The organism is Leptotrichia sp. oral taxon 223, assembly GCF_013394795.1.
Taxonomy (GTDB): domain Bacteria; phylum Fusobacteriota; class Fusobacteriia; order Fusobacteriales; family Leptotrichiaceae; genus Leptotrichia.
On sequence record NZ_JABXYU010000001.1, the window covers coordinates 873273 to 895558 of the forward strand.

At 29.0% G+C, this 22286-nt stretch carries 26 protein-coding genes; 2 read left to right on the forward strand and 24 right to left on the reverse strand.

Features of this window, described 5'->3' with window-relative positions; all coding sequences use genetic code 11:
• Nucleotides 1–27: 27 nt before the first annotated feature.
• The 6 genes from HW275_RS04085 to HW275_RS04110 form a co-directional block, all read right to left on the reverse strand.
• Entirely contained in the window at nt 28–5043 is a 5016-nt protein-coding gene (locus HW275_RS04085; RefSeq protein WP_178935367.1) for a DUF4132 domain-containing protein, read from the reverse strand.
• 39 nt (nt 5044–5082) lie between these two features.
• A complete protein-coding gene (locus HW275_RS04090; RefSeq protein ID WP_178935368.1) occupies nt 5083–5502 on the reverse strand; it encodes a hypothetical protein in 420 nt (139 codons plus the stop codon).
• 294 nt (nt 5503–5796) lie between these two features.
• Nucleotides 5797–7041, reverse strand: coding sequence for a DKNYY domain-containing protein (locus HW275_RS04095; RefSeq protein ID WP_178935369.1), 1245 nt, complete (start codon nt 7039–7041; stop codon nt 5797–5799).
• A 216-nt stretch (nt 7042–7257) separates the two neighbouring features.
• A complete protein-coding gene (locus HW275_RS04100; RefSeq protein WP_178935370.1) occupies nt 7258–7764 on the reverse strand; it encodes a hypothetical protein in 507 nt (168 codons plus the stop codon).
• Between the two features lie 184 nt (nt 7765–7948).
• Nucleotides 7949–8212 carry a Txe/YoeB family addiction module toxin gene (locus HW275_RS04105; protein WP_304599209.1) on the reverse strand — a complete coding sequence of 88 codons (264 nt, stop codon included), beginning with the start codon at nt 8210–8212 and terminating at the stop codon, nt 7949–7951.
• The gene (locus tag HW275_RS04110) at nt 8205–8459 is read right to left on the reverse strand and encodes a type II toxin-antitoxin system RelB/DinJ family antitoxin (protein ID WP_178935372.1); all 255 of its coding nucleotides are present in this window, start codon (nt 8457–8459) and stop codon (nt 8205–8207) included. Before HW275_RS04110 ends, HW275_RS04105 begins: the two co-directional genes overlap by 8 nt.
• 271 nt (nt 8460–8730) lie before the next feature.
• Between HW275_RS04110 and HW275_RS12360 the strand changes: the two genes are divergently transcribed.
• Entirely contained in the window at nt 8731–9099 is a 369-nt protein-coding gene (locus HW275_RS12360; RefSeq protein WP_370464342.1) for a replication initiation protein, read from the forward strand.
• Nucleotides 9090–9437 carry a hypothetical protein gene (locus tag HW275_RS12365; RefSeq protein WP_255460010.1) on the forward strand — a complete coding sequence of 116 codons (348 nt, stop codon included), beginning with the start codon at nt 9090–9092 and terminating at the stop codon, nt 9435–9437. The genes HW275_RS12360 and HW275_RS12365 overlap by 10 nt, the downstream gene beginning before the upstream one ends.
• A 246-nt stretch (nt 9438–9683) precedes the next feature.
• Here HW275_RS12365 and HW275_RS04120 read toward each other — a convergent pair whose 3' ends face one another.
• The 18 genes from HW275_RS04120 to dnaJ all read right to left on the reverse strand — a co-directional run bounded on the left by HW275_RS04120 (nt 9684) and on the right by dnaJ (nt 22229).
• Entirely contained in the window at nt 9684–10010 is a 327-nt protein-coding gene (locus HW275_RS04120; protein WP_370464343.1) for a transposase, read from the reverse strand.
• 121 nt (nt 10011–10131) lie between these two features.
• A complete protein-coding gene (locus HW275_RS04125) occupies nt 10132–11025 on the reverse strand; it encodes a hypothetical protein (RefSeq protein ID WP_178935374.1) in 894 nt (297 codons plus the stop codon).
• Between the two features lie 14 nt (nt 11026–11039).
• The gene (locus tag HW275_RS04130) at nt 11040–11498 is read right to left on the reverse strand and encodes a hypothetical protein (protein ID WP_178935375.1); all 459 of its coding nucleotides are present in this window, start codon (nt 11496–11498) and stop codon (nt 11040–11042) included.
• A 32-nt stretch (nt 11499–11530) separates the two neighbouring features.
• Nucleotides 11531–11812, reverse strand: coding sequence for a pre-toxin TG domain-containing protein (locus HW275_RS04135; protein WP_178935376.1), 282 nt, complete (start codon nt 11810–11812; stop codon nt 11531–11533).
• On the reverse strand, nt 11785–12240 hold the full coding sequence (locus HW275_RS04140) for a hypothetical protein (RefSeq protein ID WP_178935377.1): 456 nt from the start codon (nt 12238–12240) through the stop codon (nt 11785–11787). The genes HW275_RS04135 and HW275_RS04140 overlap by 28 nt, the downstream gene beginning before the upstream one ends.
• An 11-nt stretch (nt 12241–12251) precedes the next feature.
• Complete coding sequence (locus HW275_RS04145) at nt 12252–12515, reverse strand: hypothetical protein (RefSeq protein WP_178935378.1); 264 nt, start codon at nt 12513–12515, stop codon at nt 12252–12254.
• Nucleotides 12516–12750: 235 nt separating this feature from the next.
• Nucleotides 12751–13128 (reverse strand): hypothetical protein, encoded by a 378-nt coding sequence (locus HW275_RS04150; protein ID WP_255460011.1) that lies wholly within the window; start codon nt 13126–13128, stop codon nt 12751–12753.
• Nucleotides 13129–13169: 41 nt separating this feature from the next.
• Entirely contained in the window at nt 13170–13304 is a 135-nt protein-coding gene (locus HW275_RS12370) for a hypothetical protein (RefSeq protein WP_255460012.1), read from the reverse strand.
• Nucleotides 13305–13366: 62 nt separating this feature from the next.
• A complete protein-coding gene (locus HW275_RS04155; RefSeq protein WP_178935379.1) occupies nt 13367–14092 on the reverse strand; it encodes a hypothetical protein in 726 nt (241 codons plus the stop codon).
• Nucleotides 14093–14176: 84 nt separating this feature from the next.
• Entirely contained in the window at nt 14177–14341 is a 165-nt protein-coding gene (locus tag HW275_RS04160) for a hypothetical protein (RefSeq protein WP_178935380.1), read from the reverse strand.
• Between the two features lie 50 nt (nt 14342–14391).
• Nucleotides 14392–14871 carry a hypothetical protein gene (locus tag HW275_RS04165; RefSeq protein ID WP_178935381.1) on the reverse strand — a complete coding sequence of 160 codons (480 nt, stop codon included), beginning with the start codon at nt 14869–14871 and terminating at the stop codon, nt 14392–14394.
• 313 nt (nt 14872–15184) lie between these two features.
• Nucleotides 15185–16285: a metal ABC transporter permease gene (locus HW275_RS04170; RefSeq protein ID WP_178935382.1), complete on the reverse strand. Its 1101-nt coding sequence runs from the start codon at nt 16283–16285 to the stop codon at nt 15185–15187.
• Nucleotides 16286–16288: 3 nt separating this feature from the next.
• Entirely contained in the window at nt 16289–17245 is a 957-nt protein-coding gene (locus HW275_RS04175) for a metal ABC transporter permease (RefSeq protein ID WP_178935383.1), read from the reverse strand.
• A gap of 1 nt (nt 17246) precedes the next feature.
• A complete protein-coding gene (locus HW275_RS04180) occupies nt 17247–18023 on the reverse strand; it encodes a metal ABC transporter ATP-binding protein (protein WP_178935384.1) in 777 nt (258 codons plus the stop codon).
• Between the two features lie 157 nt (nt 18024–18180).
• Nucleotides 18181–19116 (reverse strand): metal ABC transporter solute-binding protein, Zn/Mn family, encoded by a 936-nt coding sequence (locus tag HW275_RS04185; protein WP_178935385.1) that lies wholly within the window; start codon nt 19114–19116, stop codon nt 18181–18183.
• The gene (locus HW275_RS04190; protein ID WP_026748722.1) at nt 19109–19783 is read right to left on the reverse strand and encodes a metal-dependent transcriptional regulator; all 675 of its coding nucleotides are present in this window, start codon (nt 19781–19783) and stop codon (nt 19109–19111) included. The genes HW275_RS04185 and HW275_RS04190 overlap by 8 nt, the downstream gene beginning before the upstream one ends.
• Nucleotides 19784–20189: 406 nt before the next feature.
• Nucleotides 20190–20774, reverse strand: a complete 585-nt coding sequence (locus HW275_RS04195) for a biotin transporter BioY (RefSeq protein ID WP_178935386.1) — start codon at nt 20772–20774, stop codon at nt 20190–20192.
• A 267-nt stretch (nt 20775–21041) separates the two neighbouring features.
• A complete protein-coding gene (dnaJ, locus tag HW275_RS04200) occupies nt 21042–22229 on the reverse strand; it encodes a molecular chaperone DnaJ (RefSeq protein ID WP_178935387.1) in 1188 nt (395 codons plus the stop codon).
• Between the last annotated feature and the right edge of the window lie 57 nt (nt 22230–22286).

Below are 22286 nucleotides of genomic sequence, written 5' to 3' on the forward strand. Positions count from 1 at the left end.
CTATTTTTTTCTTTTTTCCATTTTTTCCTATTTTATCTGTTCCAAAATAAACGGATCCTTTATTTTAGCGTCTTCCGCAAATAAAATAATTTTACTCATAATTTCGGCTGTTTTGGGATCTTCGTCAACAAATGGCAGGAATATTCTTCCTCTTTGCTGAGAATGTACTGGAAGCACGTTTATTTCAGCTCCTGCTCTCTGATGAACCACTCCACTTCCCAAATGAACTGTGTATTCTGCACGTTCGCCTTTTATTATAGCATGTTTTTCAGTAAATGTAATATTTTCAAGTTTGAATAATTTAAGATTGAACTCAACAATTGCTTTTCTCATTTCAATAGTCGAATGGCTGGCTTCAGGATCGACACCGCCAATGTGAGCCACACTTACAGCTAAATCCACATCCCGCATTACTTCCGTAAAGATTAAATCAGGAACATTGTCTATAAGTAAAGGCTTAAACGTTTTTCTGTCATAAAAGCAAACCCATTCAAGTGTTGGAGCTTCAATATCAGATGGAGAGAACCAGTCCGCCATTGCATAAATTTTGGCTATGATATTTTCCTTGTAGTAAACTTTTTGCAGCCCTTCCTCATAATCAGCAACCCATCTTCGATTTTTCAACACAGCAACAGTTTTATTCGGCTGAATCTGATGTCCAGCATATCTCAGTGAATTTTCCTTACCTTTTTCGTCCGCAGTTTTTACATAAATTTCTCTAAATACTTGCTTAAACGGCTGTTTTATCTGTTTTGTGAACAAATCCTGCTGATACTCGCTCCATTTTCCACTGTTATATAAATCAAGAGCATGAGCAATTTTTAACACCTGATTTTCTTCAAGTTCAATAATATCGCCATTTACAGTTACAAGGCCGCCTTCGCTGTAATAACCAAGATTGTTTTCAGATTTGAAAACAAGAGTATCTAGCAGTGGTGAAATTACAGGATTTTCCATCAGATTTTTTATTTCATAGTTGTAAAATTCTGTGCCATCTTCCATTGCTTCTTCCAGCATTTTTTTAGAACGTCTATACTGCTCCTTCAAATTCTTATTAACTTCCTTAATTTCTTCAATATACTTATTTTTCTTTAGTTTTGCCGGCATTGTTTTCAAAATTTTTCCATTTTTTTCAAAAACTGTTTTAGTTTGTCCAAATTCATCAATTTTTATAAACACCGAAATTTCATCAATTTTTTTTGGCTCAAAATATTTTTGCATTTCATTAATTAAAGCTGTTTCCATACTCCAGATTAAACGGATTACATCTGAATATCCAGCATTTCTTGATAAATTTTCAAGAGATATTTCAAATGCCTTTGCCTCGCTTGCCCGACGCTGAGCCCCAAACTGCTTGCTTTCCTTCAGAAACTTCTGCAAAAATTTATATCTATGAAGCAAATCCTTGTCACGAGCTTTTTTAAGTGGAATTAAGGAATAACTGGCAACCAGGTCTTTATTTCTCTTATCTTGAATCTTTGTTTCCGTTTCCTTTAATTTCAGTTTCCCTTGCACAGCATCCGCAAACATTCTTGCCCGTGAGTGCTTTGCTCCATCTGATACATATTTTGCCGCCTCATAAAGCATCTCAAACCGTTTTTTCCCAAGCTCCTTATAAGCAGACTTGAACCAGTCAATGTCAAAAGCTCCCACAGCCAAGTCTTCCACAGAAATAGGAGTATATTTGGCAAACAGGCTTTCCATATTTTTAGATACATCACTTATATGAGCGTGGAAATAGTAACAGGCACTTTCCATTCCCTTCCAGCCCAAATATTCCTGAATAAGCGGTATCCATCGTGGTGCATACATTGCCACTTCTATAAGCCGCTGCTGACTGATTTTGCTTCCTTTTATTTTTTTTGCAAAAAGTTCACTGGTGTCGTTTTTATCAGGCTGGCTATTTTTCAGAAGATGGCTCAAATTTGATTTTTTGGAATCATCGCTGTAATAGTAGGAATAATAGCCTCCTCTTTCCAGCTTTTCATTCCCCAGTGCCATCAAAATCTTGATAAGATTGTCAACACCTTTTACAATCGGTATCTGATGAATCGTATTTGAATATTCCACAGGATTTTCCCCTCTTTTAAACTCAGCTTCCAAAATGTAGTCTATTATTTTTTGCCCTTCCACTTTAAAAAATTCCACAACTTTCTGTTCATCTTCACCCCTGTCAGAATCTTCATCACCATAAATAAAATTGCACAAAGTTCTTATATTGTCCTTCGCATTTCCACGATTAAGCACTTCGATGTAAAACTCATCTTTTGCGATAATTCCTTTTGTTACAGCGAAAGCAAATTCATAAAGCGAAATTAGTTTCCCGCTTAAATCACCATTTTTCTTTTTCACATAATTGTACATTTTTTTATAAATTTCATATTTTAAGATAAACTGCTCACAAAATTCCTTGTCATCTGAATAATATTTCATATCATCTTTAGCAGCCTGAAAAATGAGATTACTTTCAAAGATACTTTGATATGTTTCTTTAGCGTTATTCCTGCTCCAGTAATTATTTTCCTGTTTTGTCAAAATTTTACTTTCATCTGAATGGTTATAGACATAAGAAAATATAACTTTTCCAAAATTGTAACGATATTCTTTGTTTTTGCTTTCATTCTTGTATTCATTCACAAGTATACATATAATCTGGTTTATCTTTCCAATTGAATAATAATATCCGTTATTCATCTCAAAATATTTTAAATTATTATTTTTGCTTTTTTCAAGCATTATTTGTTCAATCAGATTATTTGCATCAAATCCAATCATTTCATTTGTATAGTCTAAATATTTCTTTGCTAAAAATTTTTCCTTCGTAAATAAATAAAGCTGATACAATGTTTCAAAATCTTTAATTTTTGTTTCATAAAATTTCCGCCATACTTCCTTAAGCGGATAATCCTCCAGTTTCTGATTTTTATAATCATATTTTCTATCTGAAGAAAAAATAGGAGAAAATGCATTAGAAAGCACAGCTTCCTCGCCCCAGACCGTTTTATACTCATAATTTTCATATTTTACATACAAGTCATTCAGTTTTTTTACAATTTCCAGAAGCTCATCCGCAGACTTTGTAAATACTTGTTTTACATCTAATTTTTCTTCCAAAAATTCTTTGTTTTCAAAACTTGGCTCATAATTAATGTTATATTCCAGTTCCTCATTAATGGCCTTTTTCTCTTCCCTGTTAATTTCACTGATTAGCACTATTTCACTTGAAGTAGGCTCTTTCACAAGTTTTACATACTTCTGCAATGTTTTCACGTCGTCCTTTTTCTCATTCTTAGCCTTCAAAATCAAGTCAAACGCAGCCAGCCGTCTATTTACATCCTTTGTCTTTATAAGATTTTCAACAGTTTCATAAAATGCCGTCTTTTTCTGCAAGTAAAGCAAATTAATCAGATTTTTACGCACTTCTGGAGTTTTTAACCTTAACATTCCTTCCATTTCTTTAGAATATTTTTGGACTAAATTATGTTTTTTGGCTATTTCAAAGGCTTTATTAGTTATTGCAGAATCCTTTAGTCCTTCAACTATAAATTTTTCATGATTTTCATTTTCAAATTTTTCAGAAACCAGCTGTAAAATATCCTCTTTTGTATAATAATTAAGAAATTTTGCATAATCCAAAATTTTATCAATATATTCGCCCTTCAAAAATAGTGCAATTATAGCCATTTTATCAGCAATCGCCACTTTATACAGCGTAACTGAATACCACGGGAAAATACAAGGAGAAAAATCCTTTCTGACTTTTGTCATTTGTTTAATCAAATTTTCAAGTATTCCAAAAAATTCCTTTGCCTCATTTTCATCCACAAAATAATCTGTCAGCTTAACTTTACCACTATTTATTCTCTGAAAAATCTGATAAGTGTTTACATTTCCCACAAAATTACCTGAATAGCAAGCATAAATTTCCAAGTCATCTGGATTTTGCCGAATAACTTTTTTTGCAATTTTTTGAGATAATTCTGGATTTTGGATAATGTCAAGATAATATGAAGCAAGCAGAATAGTGTGGCGTTTCCCGATATTTATAAGTTTTTCAATTGCTTTTACAGCTACCGAAACATCTTCTCTTCCCTTTTGCCAAAGCCCTAGCAGCACCTCCACATTGTCATCACTTTCCAAAAGTTCATCAGCATATCCTGAATTTTCCACAAGTTTATTAATAACCTCAATTTCCTTTTTACTAACCCTGTCAGCATACATTTCCCCAATGCCAGTCCACGTTGCCAATGCCCTTTTTACCGATGAAAAACGTAACAAGTCATTCTCATGTATAATTTTAAACATATAGTTAAAGTTTTCCACAGTTCCGCCGTCCATCGTTTCACAGATAGCCTGCCGCAGCCCCTCCTGAAGCTTTGCAGCCAACAGCAATTTCCCCACTAATTCTACAAGTTCACGATTGTTTGAAGCAAAAATTGCCCTAAATGTTGTATAATCCAATACAAATGTATTATTTTCACTTAAAATTAAATCTTTCAGAAACTCTATAACCTCTTCATTCCCCCTGTCAATTTCAGCCGAGAGGTAATGCTCCGCACAAGCATAAACATTTGAATACTGTTTCGTGTCGTATTCCCTTTTCAAAATTTTCATAATATCCAAGTCCAAAATGTGAAATTTCACAAAATGTGTCAATGTATTCCACATATCCTGCAAATGATCCCTATAATTTGAGCTTAGTATCATCTTTCTATAATATCCTTTTGTATAAGGAGTTAATACGGTTTTTTCACAAATTTCAATAAAAAGTTCCCTAAAACGCTTTCCAATCATCACATCAAAGGCAGGATAGATTTCTTTTGGAAAAATATCCTCAAGCCTAACATTTTCAATATCTTTAATTTTCTTTTTTATTTCTGCAATCGCAAAAATTTCATGCTCATACTTTCCAGTTTTGACAGTCCCTTCCAGCACATTTTCAATAAATTTTCGGCTTTCTGGATTTAATTTTTCCTTTTCCTTTGACAATTTTTCTCTGTAGCTCTTTTTCAATTCGTCAGGAATACTGTAATCTAGTACCATAATAATATCTCCTTATAAATTATTTTTTAAATTTGTTAATTACCACATTCTCCCAGCCAACATTGTAAGCCTGACAAACGTCAGCTCATCATTCTCTTTTAAAGTCGCCTTGTCATTTATTTTCCCCAGCTCCTCATCATTCACAAAAACCCTGTAAATTCCATCTTCATAACTTTGCAGTGCATTTTCAATCGCCTTTTCCAAATCCTGCTTTTGTCCATTATAATCCACCCCAAATGAAATCTTCCCAGCATCGGACAAATCACTAATTTTTTCATCAGTCAAATATGGAACAACATCTTCTTCTATAAGCCCTTCATTAAATTTTTTCACATTTATCGTAACAAATTCTCTCAAAAGTTCCTTTACAGTCTTTATTTCCCCGCTAATTTTATATTCCTTCCTATCAATTTTATTTTTTTTCTTCCCAATTTGTTTTACATTCACATAAACTTTCATTTTTCCTCATTCACTTTCATTAATTTTTTATATTTTATCATATATTTCTGTTATTTTACAGTATGAAAAGTTTTAAAAAATTGAAAAATATTCAAAAAAACAAGATTTGACATAGAAAAAGTTAGGAAACACTAAAATAAAGGAAAAAATACAGAAAGAAAAAAATAACCGCTGTCTTTTACAACAACGATTATTTGAAAATTTTATAAATTTAAATTCCACCTGTTTTTCCATTCTTTCCATTCTTTCGGAGTTACTGTTGCCAAGTCAAAAAATTTTCAGTATTTTCTACATTTAATAAAATATTTTTTTTCTGGGAATTAAATCAACATCTATATACTTGTCAGTCTTAAAATTTTTAAAATAAATATTGTTCTTATCTTTTGAATAATATTTATTAATTATTTCAAAGCTGTCTAAATCTACTTGCGGTATTTTTTTATACATGTAATAAACATTTTCTTCATCTGTATAATAATAATTTGTAATTTTCTTAAATTTTCTACTATTTTTTACATTTATAAAATGAACTCCTGCAAAATCTTCATATAAAATTGTGTTATTATCAAAAGAAAAAAAATAATCATCTATTTTTGTTAATTTGATATTACTATTTATTTTTATCTTTTTAAAATCTTCAACCAAAGTATCATTAAAAAAAACTCTTCTTAAATATAAATATTTATCATCTCTAAAAAAATGTCTATTATAAATTTCTAAATTTTTGATAGAATAATTCAAAAAAATATTTTCTTCATAATATATATTATTTTTATCTCTTGAATATCCATAAGATAAGATTTCAAAGCTCTTTAAATCTACATCTTTTATTTTTTCTCCATGATAGTAAATATTATTTTTATCTCTTGAAAAATTTTCATCTAATATTTTAAAACTATTTTTATCCACATTTTCAATAATATTATTTGCATAATATATATTATTTTTATCAGAAATATAATTTTTTCCTAATACTTTCATTGTTGAAATATCAATCTTCACTTCTCTTAATGTATTAAAATTAATTTCTAAAATTCTAGCTTTCTCCTCAAAAAAAAGAACATAAACTTTATCATTAATAAGAAAAAAATTTTCTCCTAAAATTTTAAATTTTTCTATATTTTCTAAAATCTTTTCTCCTTCAAAATATAAATTATTCTTATCTTTTGAAAAACCATAAGGTAAAATTTCAAAACTTTTTAAATCTACATCTTTTATTTTTTCCCCACAATAATAAATATTATTTTTTGAAAAAAAGTATTCTTTTATTATTTTAATTGGAATATCATCTATCTCAAAAATTTCCTCCAAATCTTTCTCACCAATTATTAATTTATTTACATCTGAAATATCAGCTAATAAAACCTTTTTTTTAGTTCCATAATAATTATGAGAGTCCTTTAAATAATAGCTATTTATTTTATTAAATCTATTTTTTTGAGTTTTAAAATCTTTATCACTGGCATAAAGCATATTTAAAATTATTAAAAAAATCAAACATTTTATGATTAGAGTTTTTATAAATATTTTTTTTATCATTCTTTTTCTCCCCATTTTTTCATTCTAATAGTAAATTATATTCTATTTCTTTGATATATCTCTCTAAACTCTTTATCCCATTTAAATATTTCTTCTAAAATATTCATTTTTTTTAATGTATCTACAAGAAATCATAAATTTGTACCTCAATAGAAAACTTATTTTTTCAATAATGACTGATTTAAAGGATAACTTGGATTCTGCTTATTCCAATCTCTATTCCTTATTCCAAGATTTCGGATATATTTTAAATTTAATTAACATTAAAATAATAGGAGTAAAAAGCAAAGTTTTTATAAATTTAGCAGCTAACATTTCATCAAAGATATTAAATTCATCTTTACCATATTTATTTATATATTTTTTAGATTTTTCCAATTTAATTTTTTGAGAAAAAATTTTTTCTATCTCTTCTTTTGTTAAATTAAATTTCTTTTTATTATTATCTGAATAATTAATATAAAAATATTGGTTATTTCCCATTTTTCCTATTAAATAATCTTTATTTTGATTTGAAATTTCTTCTACAACAAAACAATCTAAATTACCTTTTGACTCACATATGTTTACTGAATAAAAAGGACTGGGTCCACTTTCAAGATAATAGTATTCATTTATATCCATAGAAGTTTTTTGTATAATTTCTCCTTTAAAATAACTTTCAAAACAAAAAATAACTAGCAGTACTACAAATAGTTTAACAAAAATCTCAAATTTTTTCATTTTAATCTCCCTAACTGTCACAGTTTACTTTTTTTGATAAAATATACATACACTCTTTTGTAATATTTTTACATCAAATTCAAGATGATTTGTATTTAGAATTCTTCCTGTTGACTCATAGCTGTTACCTTTAATAAAAGTTAAGCCATTTTTAGAAATTCATAATTTCATCATCGATTGTCTTTTATTTGTCCTTATAATGAGAGCCACATTGAACGATTTTTATAAATCCATCTTCAATTTTATAAATAATCCTGTTTCCAGCGTCTATTCTTCTGCTCCAATAACCACTCAAATCATATTTCAGAGCTTCTGGCTTACCAATTCCTGTATATCCATTTCTATCAATATCTTTTATGAGTTCTAATATTCTCTTAAAAATCCTCTTATCATTTTTTGCCCAATATTCAAATTCTTCCCATGCTTCATCAGTCCATGATTTAATCATAGTCAACTTCATGAACAGTTCCACCAGTTTTTTCCATCTGCTCAATAGATTTTTTTAATCTTTCAATGTTTTCTTTGCTGTAAAAAGGATCTGAATCTAACTCAAATGGTATTCTTCTTTCACGAACCAATTTTTTTGCAAAAATATTAAATGCTGTCCCTATAGAAATTCCTATATCTTCACAAATTTCTTCCATTTCTTTCTTAGTAGTCTTATCCATTCTGAAATTAACAACTGCTTTTTCCATATTACATCAATTCCTTTCATTTAATATAATAATTATATCATTTCAAAATGTTTTGTCAATGTTTTTAGGATTAATTATTAATTATTGACTTTTAAAATTTTTTATTTAAAATATTTTTTTTAGTTCCTTTTTATTATACCATTTTTATATTTATATCTTTTACATACTCTGTAACCCTTATGAATACTAGCTTTGAATATTATTAAAAATAAATTTTACATTTTACAATCAGAATAAAATAATCCAATTTGCCTTATTCAAGTCTTTTGTAATTGATACGGGTCTTCAGACTTTGGAAGTTTCCGTCAATGATGAATTCTTGTTTTTGTTAAATGAATTGACTTCCAATTTTACGAGATTTGAATTAGATGAGTTTGTAAACTTTAAATCAACCTATACAAAAGAATTTTATCGAAGAATAAAGCAATTTAGGCACACTGGAGTCTGGAAAATTTCCATAGATGAGTTTAACAGACTTCTAGGGATTTCTGAAAGCTATAAAATATCAGATATTGACAAAAGGATTTTTCAGCCTATTTTAAGTGAACTTGGAGAAAAATACAATTTAAAAATAATAAAAAAATATTCAAAAAAACAGGACGTGGAAGAAGCAGTGTCAGTGGATTTGAATTGCATTTAAAAAAAGAAAGTAGACAAGTTGCTGAACAGGAAAATCTTAAAGGGATTAAACAGGCAGGATTTGACATAGAAAAAGTTAAGGAGCATAAAATAAAAGAAAAAATACAGAAGGAAGAAAAAAATAGGATAAATAAGGTATCTGATTTTTATTTGTACAGAAAAGTTAAAATGTACGACAGTTTTTATGAACAGTACAACTATCTTGAAATTCTGGCATTCAATCAAAAGAATGATAAACTGAATGTAAAAATCAAAAATGTAGATGATGGCTATGTTCAGGACTTTACTTTTGACAGTTTCAAAAATTTTGAAAACTGGTTTAGAAAATATGCTATCTAACCTATTCAAAAATATCATTTAAAAATCCCATATAATGCCCATAAAGCTTAAAAAATCAATTTTTGGTAATAAAACTATGCCTCAAATGAAAATTTTGGCTTATAGGGGTTATATGGGCGAATTTGATATAACTAAAATTTTTGTATTAATTATTTGGATGTATAAAAATGAGAGAAAAAATAACCGCTGTCTTTTACAACAACGATTATTTGAAAATTGGAGTGTCCCCCAAAATTTAGACTATTTTTAAGCAATTTCTTTGTTTCCTTTCTTCATGCTTTCTTCGTATTCATCCGGACTTGTAAATCCTATTTTACTGTGTATTCTGCTGTTATTATACCATATTTCTATATACTCGTACATTCCGCTTCTTAAACTTTCTAGATTTTCAAAGTTTTCATTATGTACATATTCTTTTTTCAATGTTGCATGGAATGATTCTATACAGGCATTGTCATAAGGATTTCCTTTTCTGCTGTAAGATATGCTTATGCCTTTTTTTGCACAAAATTTACGATATTCTTTACTCATATACTGGCTTCCTCTATCTGTTGTAACTTGTTTAGATTTTATTTGTTTATCGTTTAGTTCATATTTAGTTTACACAAAATTCTGGACACTCTCATTTTAAATAAAGCTGCTACTTTACTAAATATTTTTTTACTTCATAGATGGAAATTTTGAGACTTTATTATCATTTTTTTATTACTGAAATTGTATTCAAAATCGCCGCTTTTATATCCAAATTATCCTCCCCTTTTAATTGCTCTTCCAAATCAGGCAACGCTTCAAAAAGCCCTTTTATTCCCAAAAATCTAATTAAATTTGCTTTATCATATATATTATTCGTCAATTTTATATATTTTAAAATAATAGGCACTATTATTCTATCTTTTTCCGTCATATGAATTAATTCATAAACTGTTTTTAAATTATAATTTACATTTTTCAATTCTTCCAACATTTGATCTTCAAATTCCATTTCGGTATCATAATTTCTTTTAGCAGAAATTTTTTTACCATTTATTACTACAAGATCTAATTTTTGTTCCACAATTTCTCTTCTCTCAAACATTATTTCTATAAATTTTAAAACTTCTTCTTCAAAAAGTTTCTTTGAGATATAATAAACACCTTTTCTGTTTTTAAATTCTTTATCACTTTCCCATGTAATTTCAATTTTGTTTCCTGTTACAGAAAAAAAAACTCTTGGATATATTTCTCCACTCGCTTGAGGTAATTGATGATTGTATGCCCACTCGTACAAAAGCCAAAATTCCGTGCTATCTAAATTAAACGCTACATCTTTATAAAGTTCATTAGCTTTCTTTACTAATTCGATTGCAGTATCTTTTCTGTCCTTTTTTATTTTCAATTCTTTATCTGGAAAAGGCTCATTTAAGATTTTATCCAGTTTATCTTTAAGTAAATATGCTGTGAAATATATATCTCCCAATTTATCATATTTATATTTTTCATTTTTTAATTCACATAAATCTTTCCCATCTACATAAAATTTCAAAATATAACTTTCATACGAAATCTCTGGGAAGTATTCAAAATCAAAATAAAATTTTATATTTTTCATTTTTAAACTCTCCTTTAATGCCATTTATTATATTGTGCTTTTGTTATAACACCATCTTTTAGCATTTGTTTTAATACATCTAGTGTAACTTGTTGACTTTTTATTTGTTTATCCGTTAGTTCATACGCGTGCCATTCATTATTAGTGCCAGTTGGTTGAAATTTTATCATTTTCCCTTTATATATAGCAAACCTCTGTTTTTTGGTCGCCGAATTATAAGAATGATTTTTTAATAAATCATTACCTGTTTTAATATCAGGAATTGAATCGGGACTTGCATTTGGAGGCATTTTAGGTCCTTTATGTTTTGGGGATGGTTTATATTCTCCATTAAAGTGCCCTCTTCTTACAATCATTTCTGTTGAAGGTTTAGAAGAATTCCCTTTATTTTTAATTTTAGCTTCTTTAGCCTGTTTTTCAAATTTAGTAACTTCATCTAAATTCAACATTATCTCAGTACCATCTGCTAGCACTACTTGTTTTTTGCCTGCAATTTTAAATATTTTTATAAGTTTTTTTGTCCCTTTAAAGCCGGTCTTGCTATTGGAATAATACTTAAAATTCTTGTTAAAAGATTAAGGTCTTCCCCTGTTAGTATATCCTTTCCAATTATTCCTTCTATTCCACCTTTTATTGTTCCTGCTGGAGAAAGGTCTAAAAAGAAGCTTGTTATAGGCAATATTTTTTTTCTATCAACTTTTTTATAATCATCCATAAATTTTTTGTTACGTGCCAAACAATCTTGTAATAATTTTCCACCTAAACAAGCTCCTCCTGTGTCCCCCACATTCTCCCCAAAATCAACATTGGAATAATCCTTCCCGTCCGAATGGATACTAATAGGTGTATTGTCATCCTTGTATTTCTCAGCAAGTATTCATTTGAAGCTCTTCTTGTGCTTTCTAGTCCTTTCTCATCAGTTCCAGTCTTTCTCTGTCTGCCTTCAACTTTTCCTATTACATGGCTTCCTTCTTTAACTATTGTTCCAATAAGTCCAGCCTTTGTTGCATTTTTTGAATCTTGTGCATTGATTATTATTGTTTTAACTCCATAATCATCAACATATGCTGTTCCTGTTTTTGGCTTTCCTTTCTCATCTAATAATTGCGGAGAATTTTTAGGATCTGAAAATATGATGTTTATGTCATATCCTAAATTCTTGTAGGCATCCTTAAAAACACCTGCTATTTCAGTATCTACTGTCTTACCTATCAATCTTTGACTTGTTATGTTATCAATACTTCTGATAGCTGCCCAAAGAAAATTCTATTGTCATCTCCTAGATCATGAATTGAATTATCAAGTGCCTTTGTAACATCCTTTATTTCATCTTTAGCCTTACTCAAATCTTCTTTTAACTTACCAAGATTAGTAAGATATTCAATAGTCTGGCTCTCAACATCTCCAGCTACGTGAAAATTATTGCTATTTTTAGAAACAGAGTATCCTGCACTTACTCCGATGTTGGCGTAGAAGTTGCTGTTTGCCATACTGATATTTCTTTCTTTTTTTATTATTTTAACATTAATCATATATAAATGTAAATACCAATGTCTTTTACAACAACGATTATTTGAAAATTTAATTTGCTATTAAAACGAGTTTGAAATTTTTGTTTTATTTGAGATAAAACTTTTAAAAATTAGTATATTGATTATTCATATATAGTATTTTTCTAAAAAGGAATAAATTTAACAAATCATATTTTCTTGTGAAGGTATTTCTTTATTTCCAAAAAAAACTATCAATTTTATTTTTTATTTCTATAATACTTTTAATTTCATCAACGATATAATTATTAGGTAATATATCTTCATAAGGTAAACTTATCATTATACCATCAACAATTTTTTTATTTCTATATTTTTGAAAAAATATATCAATACTTTCATTATCAAATAAATATCTCCCTGTATATTTATCTTCAGAATATTTAAAATCTGATTTTTTTTGGTATTTTTTTAAAAATTTTTTTATTTTTGGAATTACAGTTTTTATTTCATCACCTATTTTTATGCTATCATCATTTAAGTGTACATATTTTACATCAAAATATAATGTTTGATATTCAGGCTTTTCGATATTTTCTGAAAAAAAATACAATATATAATTGACTTCTAATCCATCATAAATAAACTTTATATTTATTGATTTTTTTTATTAGAAAACTTTATATTTACTTCATTTGGAAATGAAAATACTTCTATTATCTTTTTTAATGATATTCTCGTTATTCCATTTATTCCATAAGTTTCATTTATAAAAGTTTCTGTCATCATCTTTTTTTATTCCCTCCTCCTCTATTTTCTTTTTTATAAATAATTTTTGGAATGTATACACTCTATTTGTATTTATTCCTTTTATTAAACTTTATCTTTTTTGCAATCATATAAAGTATTAGTTCTATTAATAATGCTAATAGTGTAATCAATATCAATATACATTTTCTTTTTTTAAAAATTTTCAATAATTGTTCATCAGTAAAATTGTACCCCTTTAAAACATAATTATATTGTTTTTTCAAATATTCATATGTAAAATCACTTTGGTTGCCATACTGCTGTAATAATTTATTTGGATTTTTAAAAATAATTCTTGGAACTTTAACGTAATGTATTACTTCTTTATAAGTTAAATTAAATTTTTCAATATTTTCTCCAATTACAAAATATCCACCATAATTTTCTAAAAATTCCTCGTGATTTTTCTTTCCAACTTCTCCTAAATAAAAAAGTTCTCTTCCTAAATAGTCTTTTTCAATAATTTTTTCATATGGTGCTAATTTTCCAACCCAAAAACCATTTATTTTTACAAGAGTTTCTATATCTCCATAATAATCAAGTGTTGCTTTATTTATATCTTTTTCTTCATAAAAAGTTATACTGTATTCTGGTCCAATTAATAAATATTCTATTTGCTCATCAAAATTATACCCTTCATATTTGGTTATACGATAATTTTTATTTAAATTTAACTGCTTATTTTCTTTTATTTTTTTTGTACTTATGAATACTAGAAAAAGGAATGTAATACAAAATACAATATAAAATATTTTTATTTTGTTCATTATTTCAAACTCCTTATATAATTATGATATTCAGGTTCATGTTTAAATTGTCTGATATTAATGTTTTTAACATATCTTTTTTTCTTAGATTTTGTTGGTTGTCTTAATCCTTATTACAGTTTTCATTTCATTAACCGTTCTTCTTTCAGGATCTCCAATATTACTGCTTTTTCTTCCATTCACAGCAGTTTCTATGAACTTTAATGCAGTTTCTCCTTTAGCTTTTCCTTCAAGTATTGCTACTTCCAAATCTTCCTTGAACTTGGATGAATCCAGAATGTATCGTGCAATAAAAAATATTATTCAATTACAACTAAATTATATAATGGAATATTTTCAGTAAGTGTCATAATTTTATTTTTAATTAACTTATACTTACCATTTTTTCTTGAAAATAAATAAACTTTATTATCAAGAATTGGTTCTGCTATAAATTGAATAAAAGTTGCATCTTCATTTTTTTCATCTGAATATGAAATTAGTAAACTAAACTCATTGTTTCTTTTAGAAAAGTATCTTCCACTTTCATATCCGATCTTTTCATTATCTAAAAAACATTGCATTATAGAATTATCTCTTAATTTCCATTCTCCATAAGGCTTGCCAAATTCATCTAAATGTCCTATAAAATTTACTCCTTCAAATTTTATAATTTTTTTATCTGGATTACATTCAAATTTTTCATTTTCAGTAATAATTTTTATTACTTCCTTTATTGTATAATTTTTTGAAAAAGATAAAATACTAAAAACTGAAAATATTAATATTTTTTTTATCATTCTTTTTCTCCCCATTTTTTCATCATTTCTTTATAAATTCTTTTCTTTATCCATTTTTTCTCTATCTTTTTTATCTGTTTCATCATTATTATCTTTTGTTACTTTTTCATACATATTCAATCGCTTAAACTAAGTTTTTTTATTATATCATCTATTAAATAATAAATCAATAAAAATACCATATTTTTTAATGTATAGTTAATTTATTAATTATTTTTTAAATTATAATTGTTTTTTAAAAAATATATGATATTTTTAAATAAAATAAAAATGAAAAAAAATCAGCCTCTATACAAAGACTGATAATTAATTATTAACTATTATTTAACTGCAAATATTTTTCTCCCTTTTCAGAAAGTTTGTAAACACTGCTGTCCACATAGATATACTTTTCCTTTTTAGCTTTTTTAATAACTTTATTCAAAAATCCTTTATTCCAACGTAAGTGATTGTCAATGGTGTCAATTCCACATTCATCTTTTTCCTGCTTAGTATTTATGTGGTTTGATAAATGGATTAGCAAAATTCTGACTGAAAATACCATTTTTTGAGTTCTTTTTCGGTTTATTGTGAAAATTAGCCCTTTCCTTGGAGAGAATATCAATGTTAAAAGAAAAATTATACCAATTGCAACTGCGATACTTCCTGCGATTGAAATGTCAAAAAGCCTTGCAAAATGAAATCCAGCCACACTTGCTACAGCTCCTAGAACAATGCTTAATCCAATCATTACTTTTAGCTTATCTGTCAATAAATACGCTGTAATTGGAGGCCCAATCATAAAGGCAACCACCAGTATTGAACCAACCGCTTCAAACGATGCCACTGCTGTCATTGATACAAGCGACATTAGCATATAGTGAATTAATACTGGCTTCATTCCAAGTGTTATTGCAAGAGCCTTGTCAAATACTGATATTTTTAACTCCTTGAAAAAAACAGTAACAAAAGATACATTTATTAAAAATATTACAAAAGTTGTAACTAGCCCTTTTGCAACACTGAAGCCAAATATCTGTACCCGATTAAATGGTGCGAATGCCAGTTCTCCCAACAATACTGAATCAACGTCCAAATGTACATTTCCAGCATACATTGAAATTAAAATTACAGCAATACTGAATAACAGCGGGAAAACCACTCCAATTGCAGAATCTTCCTTGACAAGCCTTGTCGAATTAAGAAGTTCCACAAGGTAAACGGTTAAAACACCAACTATTCCCGCACCAATGATTAGCAAAGGGGAGTTCAAATCATGAACTGCAAAAAATGCTATTACAATTCCAAGCAAAATAGTATGTGTTATCGCATCTGAAACCATCGCCATACTTTTTAAAACCAGAAATGTTCCCAAAATTGAGCAGGCACTTGCCACCATTATTGCAATTAACTGTATTTCAAATGAAAAATCCATAATTTATTTCCCCCTTTCCAAATTATTTATTTTAAAATTATTTAATCCAGCTTTTTTATTTTCAAGCTTTTCCCTAAATTCTTTTTTTCTTTTCTGATTCCTTATAATTTTAAATACAATCCCTCTTTTATTTGAAAAAAGAATACTAATAATCACGATTATGCTTATAATTATAACGATAACAGGCCCAGTAGGCAAATTGCTTTCACTTATACTTATCAAAGTTCCAAGCAGACCTGATATTCCTCCAAAAAATGCTGCCAAAATTACCATGATTGAAAGTTTGTCTGTCCATTGCCGTGCAGCAACTGCTGGAGAAATAAGCATTGCACTTATTAAAATTACTCCTGCCGCCTGAATACCGATTATTACAGTAGTTACAATCAATATGGAAATCAATATTTCAATTTTTTTACTTGGAAATCCCAATGTCTTGGCAAAATCAGAGTCAAATGAAACAATTTTAAATTCCTTCCAGAAAAGAATAATTATAATTAGGAGAACAATCCCGGTAATCAGGATAATATTTACATCTCTTTTAATAAATGTTGACGCCTGCCCAAAAATAAATTTATTTAATCCCGATTTATTCGCACCTGGCAATTTATTCAAATAAGAAAGTAAAACGAGACCAAACCCAAAAAATACCGATAAAATCAATGCCAAAGCGCTGTCAAATTTTATTTTTGTATAATTTTGAATTAACTGGATCAAACCGATACATACAATTCCTGTTATTAAGGCACCTAGCAGCAAAACTTCTGTATTTTTCACGTTTGTAAATAAAAAAGCCAAGCAAACTCCAGGAAGTGAAGCGTGAGAAACCGCATCTCCCAATAAACTTTGCTTTCGTAAAACTGCAAAGCAGCCAAGTATTCCAGAAACCATTCCAAGCAGCGAGCAGCCAAGTGCAACTGTCCTAAAAGTATGATCAGAAATAAGAAGATTTAATATGTTCATTTTAATCCCTCTTTTCGATTTCAGACTGATTTTTATTATTTTGAGTTAATTTTTTACTTTTGTATGTTTTTTCAATATTTTCAGGAGTAAAAATTTTCTCCACAGGCCCAGAAGCTATAACAGAAACATTTATAAATGTCACATAGTCAAAATAATCCTTTACTGTCTGTAAATCGTGATGAACAACAATTACAGTTTTTTTCTCATCCCGTAATTTTTTTAAAATATTTACAATAGATTTTTCAGTTTTGCTGTCAACGCCTTGAAAAGGCTCATCCATAAAGTATATCTCTGCATCCTGCACCAATGCCCGTGCCAAAAACACCCTCTGCTGCTGCCCACCAGATAACTGGCTTATCTGTCTATCTGAGAACTCATCCATTTCCACTTTGTGAATAGCTTCCTTTGTTTTTTCCTTATCAATTTTTCTAACTTTCTTTAACCATCCAACTTTTCCATAACGTCCCATTTCCACAACATCAAACACAGTAGTCGGAAAATCCCAGTCAACACTTCCTCTCTGAGGTACATAAGCAATCTTATCCCTTACTTTACCGTATTTTTCATTATAAAATTTCACCTCGCCAGTGACAGGATTTATCAAATCAAGCATCGCCTTAATCAAAGTAGATTTCCCAGCTCCATTCGGCCCCACTATCGCCATAAGAATACCTTTTTTGATACCCAGCTCAACATCCCATAAAACAGGTTTATCTTCATATGCTATTGTTAAATCTTCAACTTTTATAATAACATCATCAGAAACATTTTGATTCATTTTACTTCTCTCCTAAATTTAAAAATTATAACATAGCAAAACAACTTTAAGGAATTTTTTTATGTTTTACATAATAAAAGGGGAGTGATAATTAAAGTTATTCTGCTATGTTTTTTTGAATTATTTTATATATAATTAATAAAAATAATTACCGATTTTATTTTAATGCATTTACAATTGTATCTGCATTTGCCTTAACTGTTTTAATATAAGTTTCAGTGTTATGTGCTTCATCCCCCAATGAATCTGAGTACAATTCTCCACCTATTTTAACTTCTTTTCCTCTAGCCTTTACAGCTTCCTGCAATGCTTCTATGCTTTTTTTCGGAACAGAAGATTCTACAAATATTGCTTTTATATTTTTTTCCACAATGAAATTAGCCAAATCACTTATATTTTTTGTACCAGTTTCAGAATCTGTAGATACACCCTGTATAGCTTTTACTTCCAATCCAAATTGTTCCCCAAAGTAGTTGAATGCGTCGTGAGCAGTTACAAGAACTCTGCTTTTTTCAGGAATTTCATTAATTCTTGTTTTTACATAAGTAGTAAGTTCATTTAGTTCAGCTTTATATTTTTTTAGGTTTTCTTTGTAGTAGCCGCTATTTTTAGGATCAAATTTGCTTAATTCAGCTTCCACTGCTTCAGCTTCCTTTTCCCATAATTCTGTATTGAACCATACATGCGGATCAGGAGTATTTGCTTCGACTAAATGAATTTTACTTTTATCCAGTTTATCCCCAACATTTAATATATTTTTGTTTTGAGAAGTTAATTTTTCAAAAATTTCTGTCATTTTACCTTCCAAATGCAATCCACCATACACTATAATGTCAGCATTTCCAAGTTTTTCAATATCACCTGCACTGGCACTGTATAGATGCGGATCTACTCCTTCTCCCATAAGTCCTGTAACTTCAACTTTATCTCCACCAATTGTCTTTACAAGATCAGTAAGCATTGTCGTAGTTGTTGTAACTTTTATCTTTTTCCCTGATGCAGCTCCACCTTTTCCACAAGATATTAACAACATCATTGCCACACATACCGCAATTACCAAATTCAATTTTTTAAGTACATTATTTTTACTCATAATCTGTTTCCTCCATATCTTCATTTTTTTTATAAACTTTAATCATAGTTGCTGCATTGAAAGCTACTACTTTTTCATTATTTGCTTTACTTTTTAAATATATCGGTCCATCAAACGGATCCTTTTTTTCCACAATATATTCTTCCTTTAAATTTATATTCAAATCCCGCAGATAATCATATAATTCAATATTGTCCTCTACACTTAGTATAACAATTTCGTCATCTTCCTCAGCTTCAGACAATTTTATAATATTTTCCTCATTGAAGTTTTTTACATCATAGAAAATTGGGCTGCCATGTGGACATTCCTTAGGATAAAACAGGAATTTTTCCAGCTTTTGAAGTAACTTGTCACTTGTTACATGCTCCAGAATTTCCGCTTCTTTATGCACTTCTTCCTTATCATATCCCAACTTTTCAAATAAAAAAACTTCCCAAACCCTATGTTTACGTATAATGTCAAGTGCAAATCCATTCCCTTTTTCAGTAAGTTTTACTGTTTTTTTGTCAATAGTTAAATAATCGTCATTTACCAGCTTTTTTATCATTTCGCTGACTGAGGCTGGAGAGATATTTAAATATTCCGCAAGTTTTTTATTGGAATATTCCTTCTTTTTTTTTAAAGTATATATTCCCTTTAAATAATCTTCTATACTTCTGCTCATCTCAACTCCTTCCTATTTTAGTTTAACCTAATTCAAAAATTAGGCTTACCTAACAACAATATTATATTACCACTAAATACTTTGATTGTCAAGATACTTTTAATAATTTTTTAGTTTTAATAAGCCGACGGAGCTTTTACTTGTTCAGCTACGACTGCTTGACGACTAAAAGGAGAAGTTTCGGAGCCAGGCAGATAAAAGTCGTAGTCTAACCGTCTAACCATAGGTATTATGTAGCAATCTTGCCACAATTTTATAGTGAAACTTGTATAATATTTTTCAAAAAACTAGTGTAACTTTGGTTACATAAAAAAACTCCCGCTTAAATTTTTTCTAAAAAACGGGAATTTATAATACTCAAATATTTTTATTTTGGTTTTAACTTTTTAGATAACTCATAGATTAATTATTTGTTATCATCTTTTCTTGGAATAAATTTCCATAATGTTGGGACAAGTAATGTTACAGCAGTTGATTTTAACGCATCTCCTGGAAGGAAAGGCAGCACACCAACCATAAACGCATTTTTACCAGTTACAAATAATGATAACTGCAATGCACCTAATGTCAAGATAATCGCACTAGAAAGCATTAATGAAAGGATTGTCTTCACATAAGATTTTGTAACTCCCTTATCAGCTAAATATCCTAAAAGAATTGTAGAAACAATGTATCCTAAGATATATCCTCCTGTCGCTGAAAATAAAGAACCTGCTTTAGCACCAGCAAAAATTGGAGCACCTAAGCTACCTGCTGCAACATACGAAAGTATAGTAGCAGTTCCTAATTTTCTGCCATATAGTAATGCCATTAATGCAACTCCAAATGTTCCAAGTGTTATTGGTACCGGAGTATAAGGTAATGGAATCATAACTTGAGCCATTAAACTTAGAAATACTACTCCACCTAATACTAAGAGAACATTTTTCAAAATCTCCTTTTCTTTTGTTTCAATTTTAACAATATTGTTAATTAAAGCATTCTGTTTCATAAGAAAACCTCCATCTTTTTATTTATATTATTGTAACACTTGGAGTATAAAAAGTCAATAAAGTGATTTTTCATAATTTCAAGTAAAATTAAATTACTGTGAATTCTGATTATTACTATACAAAAAAAATACTCCAATCAGTTAAGATTAAAGTACTCTTTTCACATTTTTTTGTTTAACTTGAATATTCCATTTTTTTATTTACACAATAAATATAATATAAATTATTATTTTTTCAACTCAAGATTTTAATTTAAAAAAACTTTTTCAATTTTCAAATTTACTAAAAAATCTTTTTATTTTGTCTTTAAAAGTATTTGCCTTTTTAAAATTTTTCTTATTGTCTAACGAGCCGTCAAATTCACGTAGGATTTCTTTTTGCTTATCAGTAAGATTTGTTGGCGTTTCCACTTTTATTTCGACAATTTCATCGCCTCTGTTCTCACTTCGGCTGTACTTAATTCCCTCATTTCTCAATCTGAATATTTTTCCATTTTGAGTTCCTTCAGGAATTACTATCTTTTTCTTGCCGCTAAGTGTAGGCACTTCCACTTCTCCGCCTAAAATAGCTGTTGTCATCTTTACAGGTACTTCACAATGAATATCGTATTCGCTTATTCTTTCAAAAATATCATGTTTTTCAACTGTTATATACACGTATAAGTCCCCAAAGATTCCACCATTTTCTCCAGCGTTTCCACCTTCCCTTACAACAAGTCTTTGTCCAGTTTCAATACCCGACGGGAATCTTACTTTTCTTGTGCATGTTTCTTTTTCAAGGCCTGTTCCATGACAACTATGGCATTCCTTTTCAGGTATTTTTCCAGTTCCATGACACTTGTCACATTCCTGTATTCCACTTGTCATGCCAAACAATGTTCTTTGCTGCACTCTTACATGTCCTGATCCGTTACATTTATCACATGTTTTCATATGATGTCCAGGTTCTGCACCACTTCCATGACAAGTTTTACATTGTCCTTCTCTTTTATATTTTATTTCTTTTTCTGTACCAAAAGCCACATCTTCCAACGTCAATTTCAAGTTATATCTCAAGTCAGATCCCTGATGTACTCTTGGCCCTTGACTACGACTTCTTCCATCAAAAAAACTTCCAAAACTTCCGAAAATATCTCCCAGATCCTCAAATCCAAAGCCACCTGTGCTGCTTCTAAAGCCTCCAAAGCCTTGTTCACCAAAGCCGCCTGCGCCAGCACCAGCTCCTCCATTTTCAAACGCCGCATGTCCATACTGATCATAAGCTGCCCTTTTTTGCGGATCGCTTAATACTTCATGTGCTTCCTGTACTTCCTTAAATTTGGCTTCAGCTTCAGGATTATCCTTGTTTCTATCTGGATGATATTTTTTTGCCATACTCCTATACGCCTTTTTTATATCCTGTTCCGAAGCGTTTTTGGGTACGCCAAGCACTTCATAATAATCTTTTTTTGCCATTTCCTATTTCTATCCTTTCCACTTCTGCAAATTTTTATTTCTCTAATTTTTCTTATT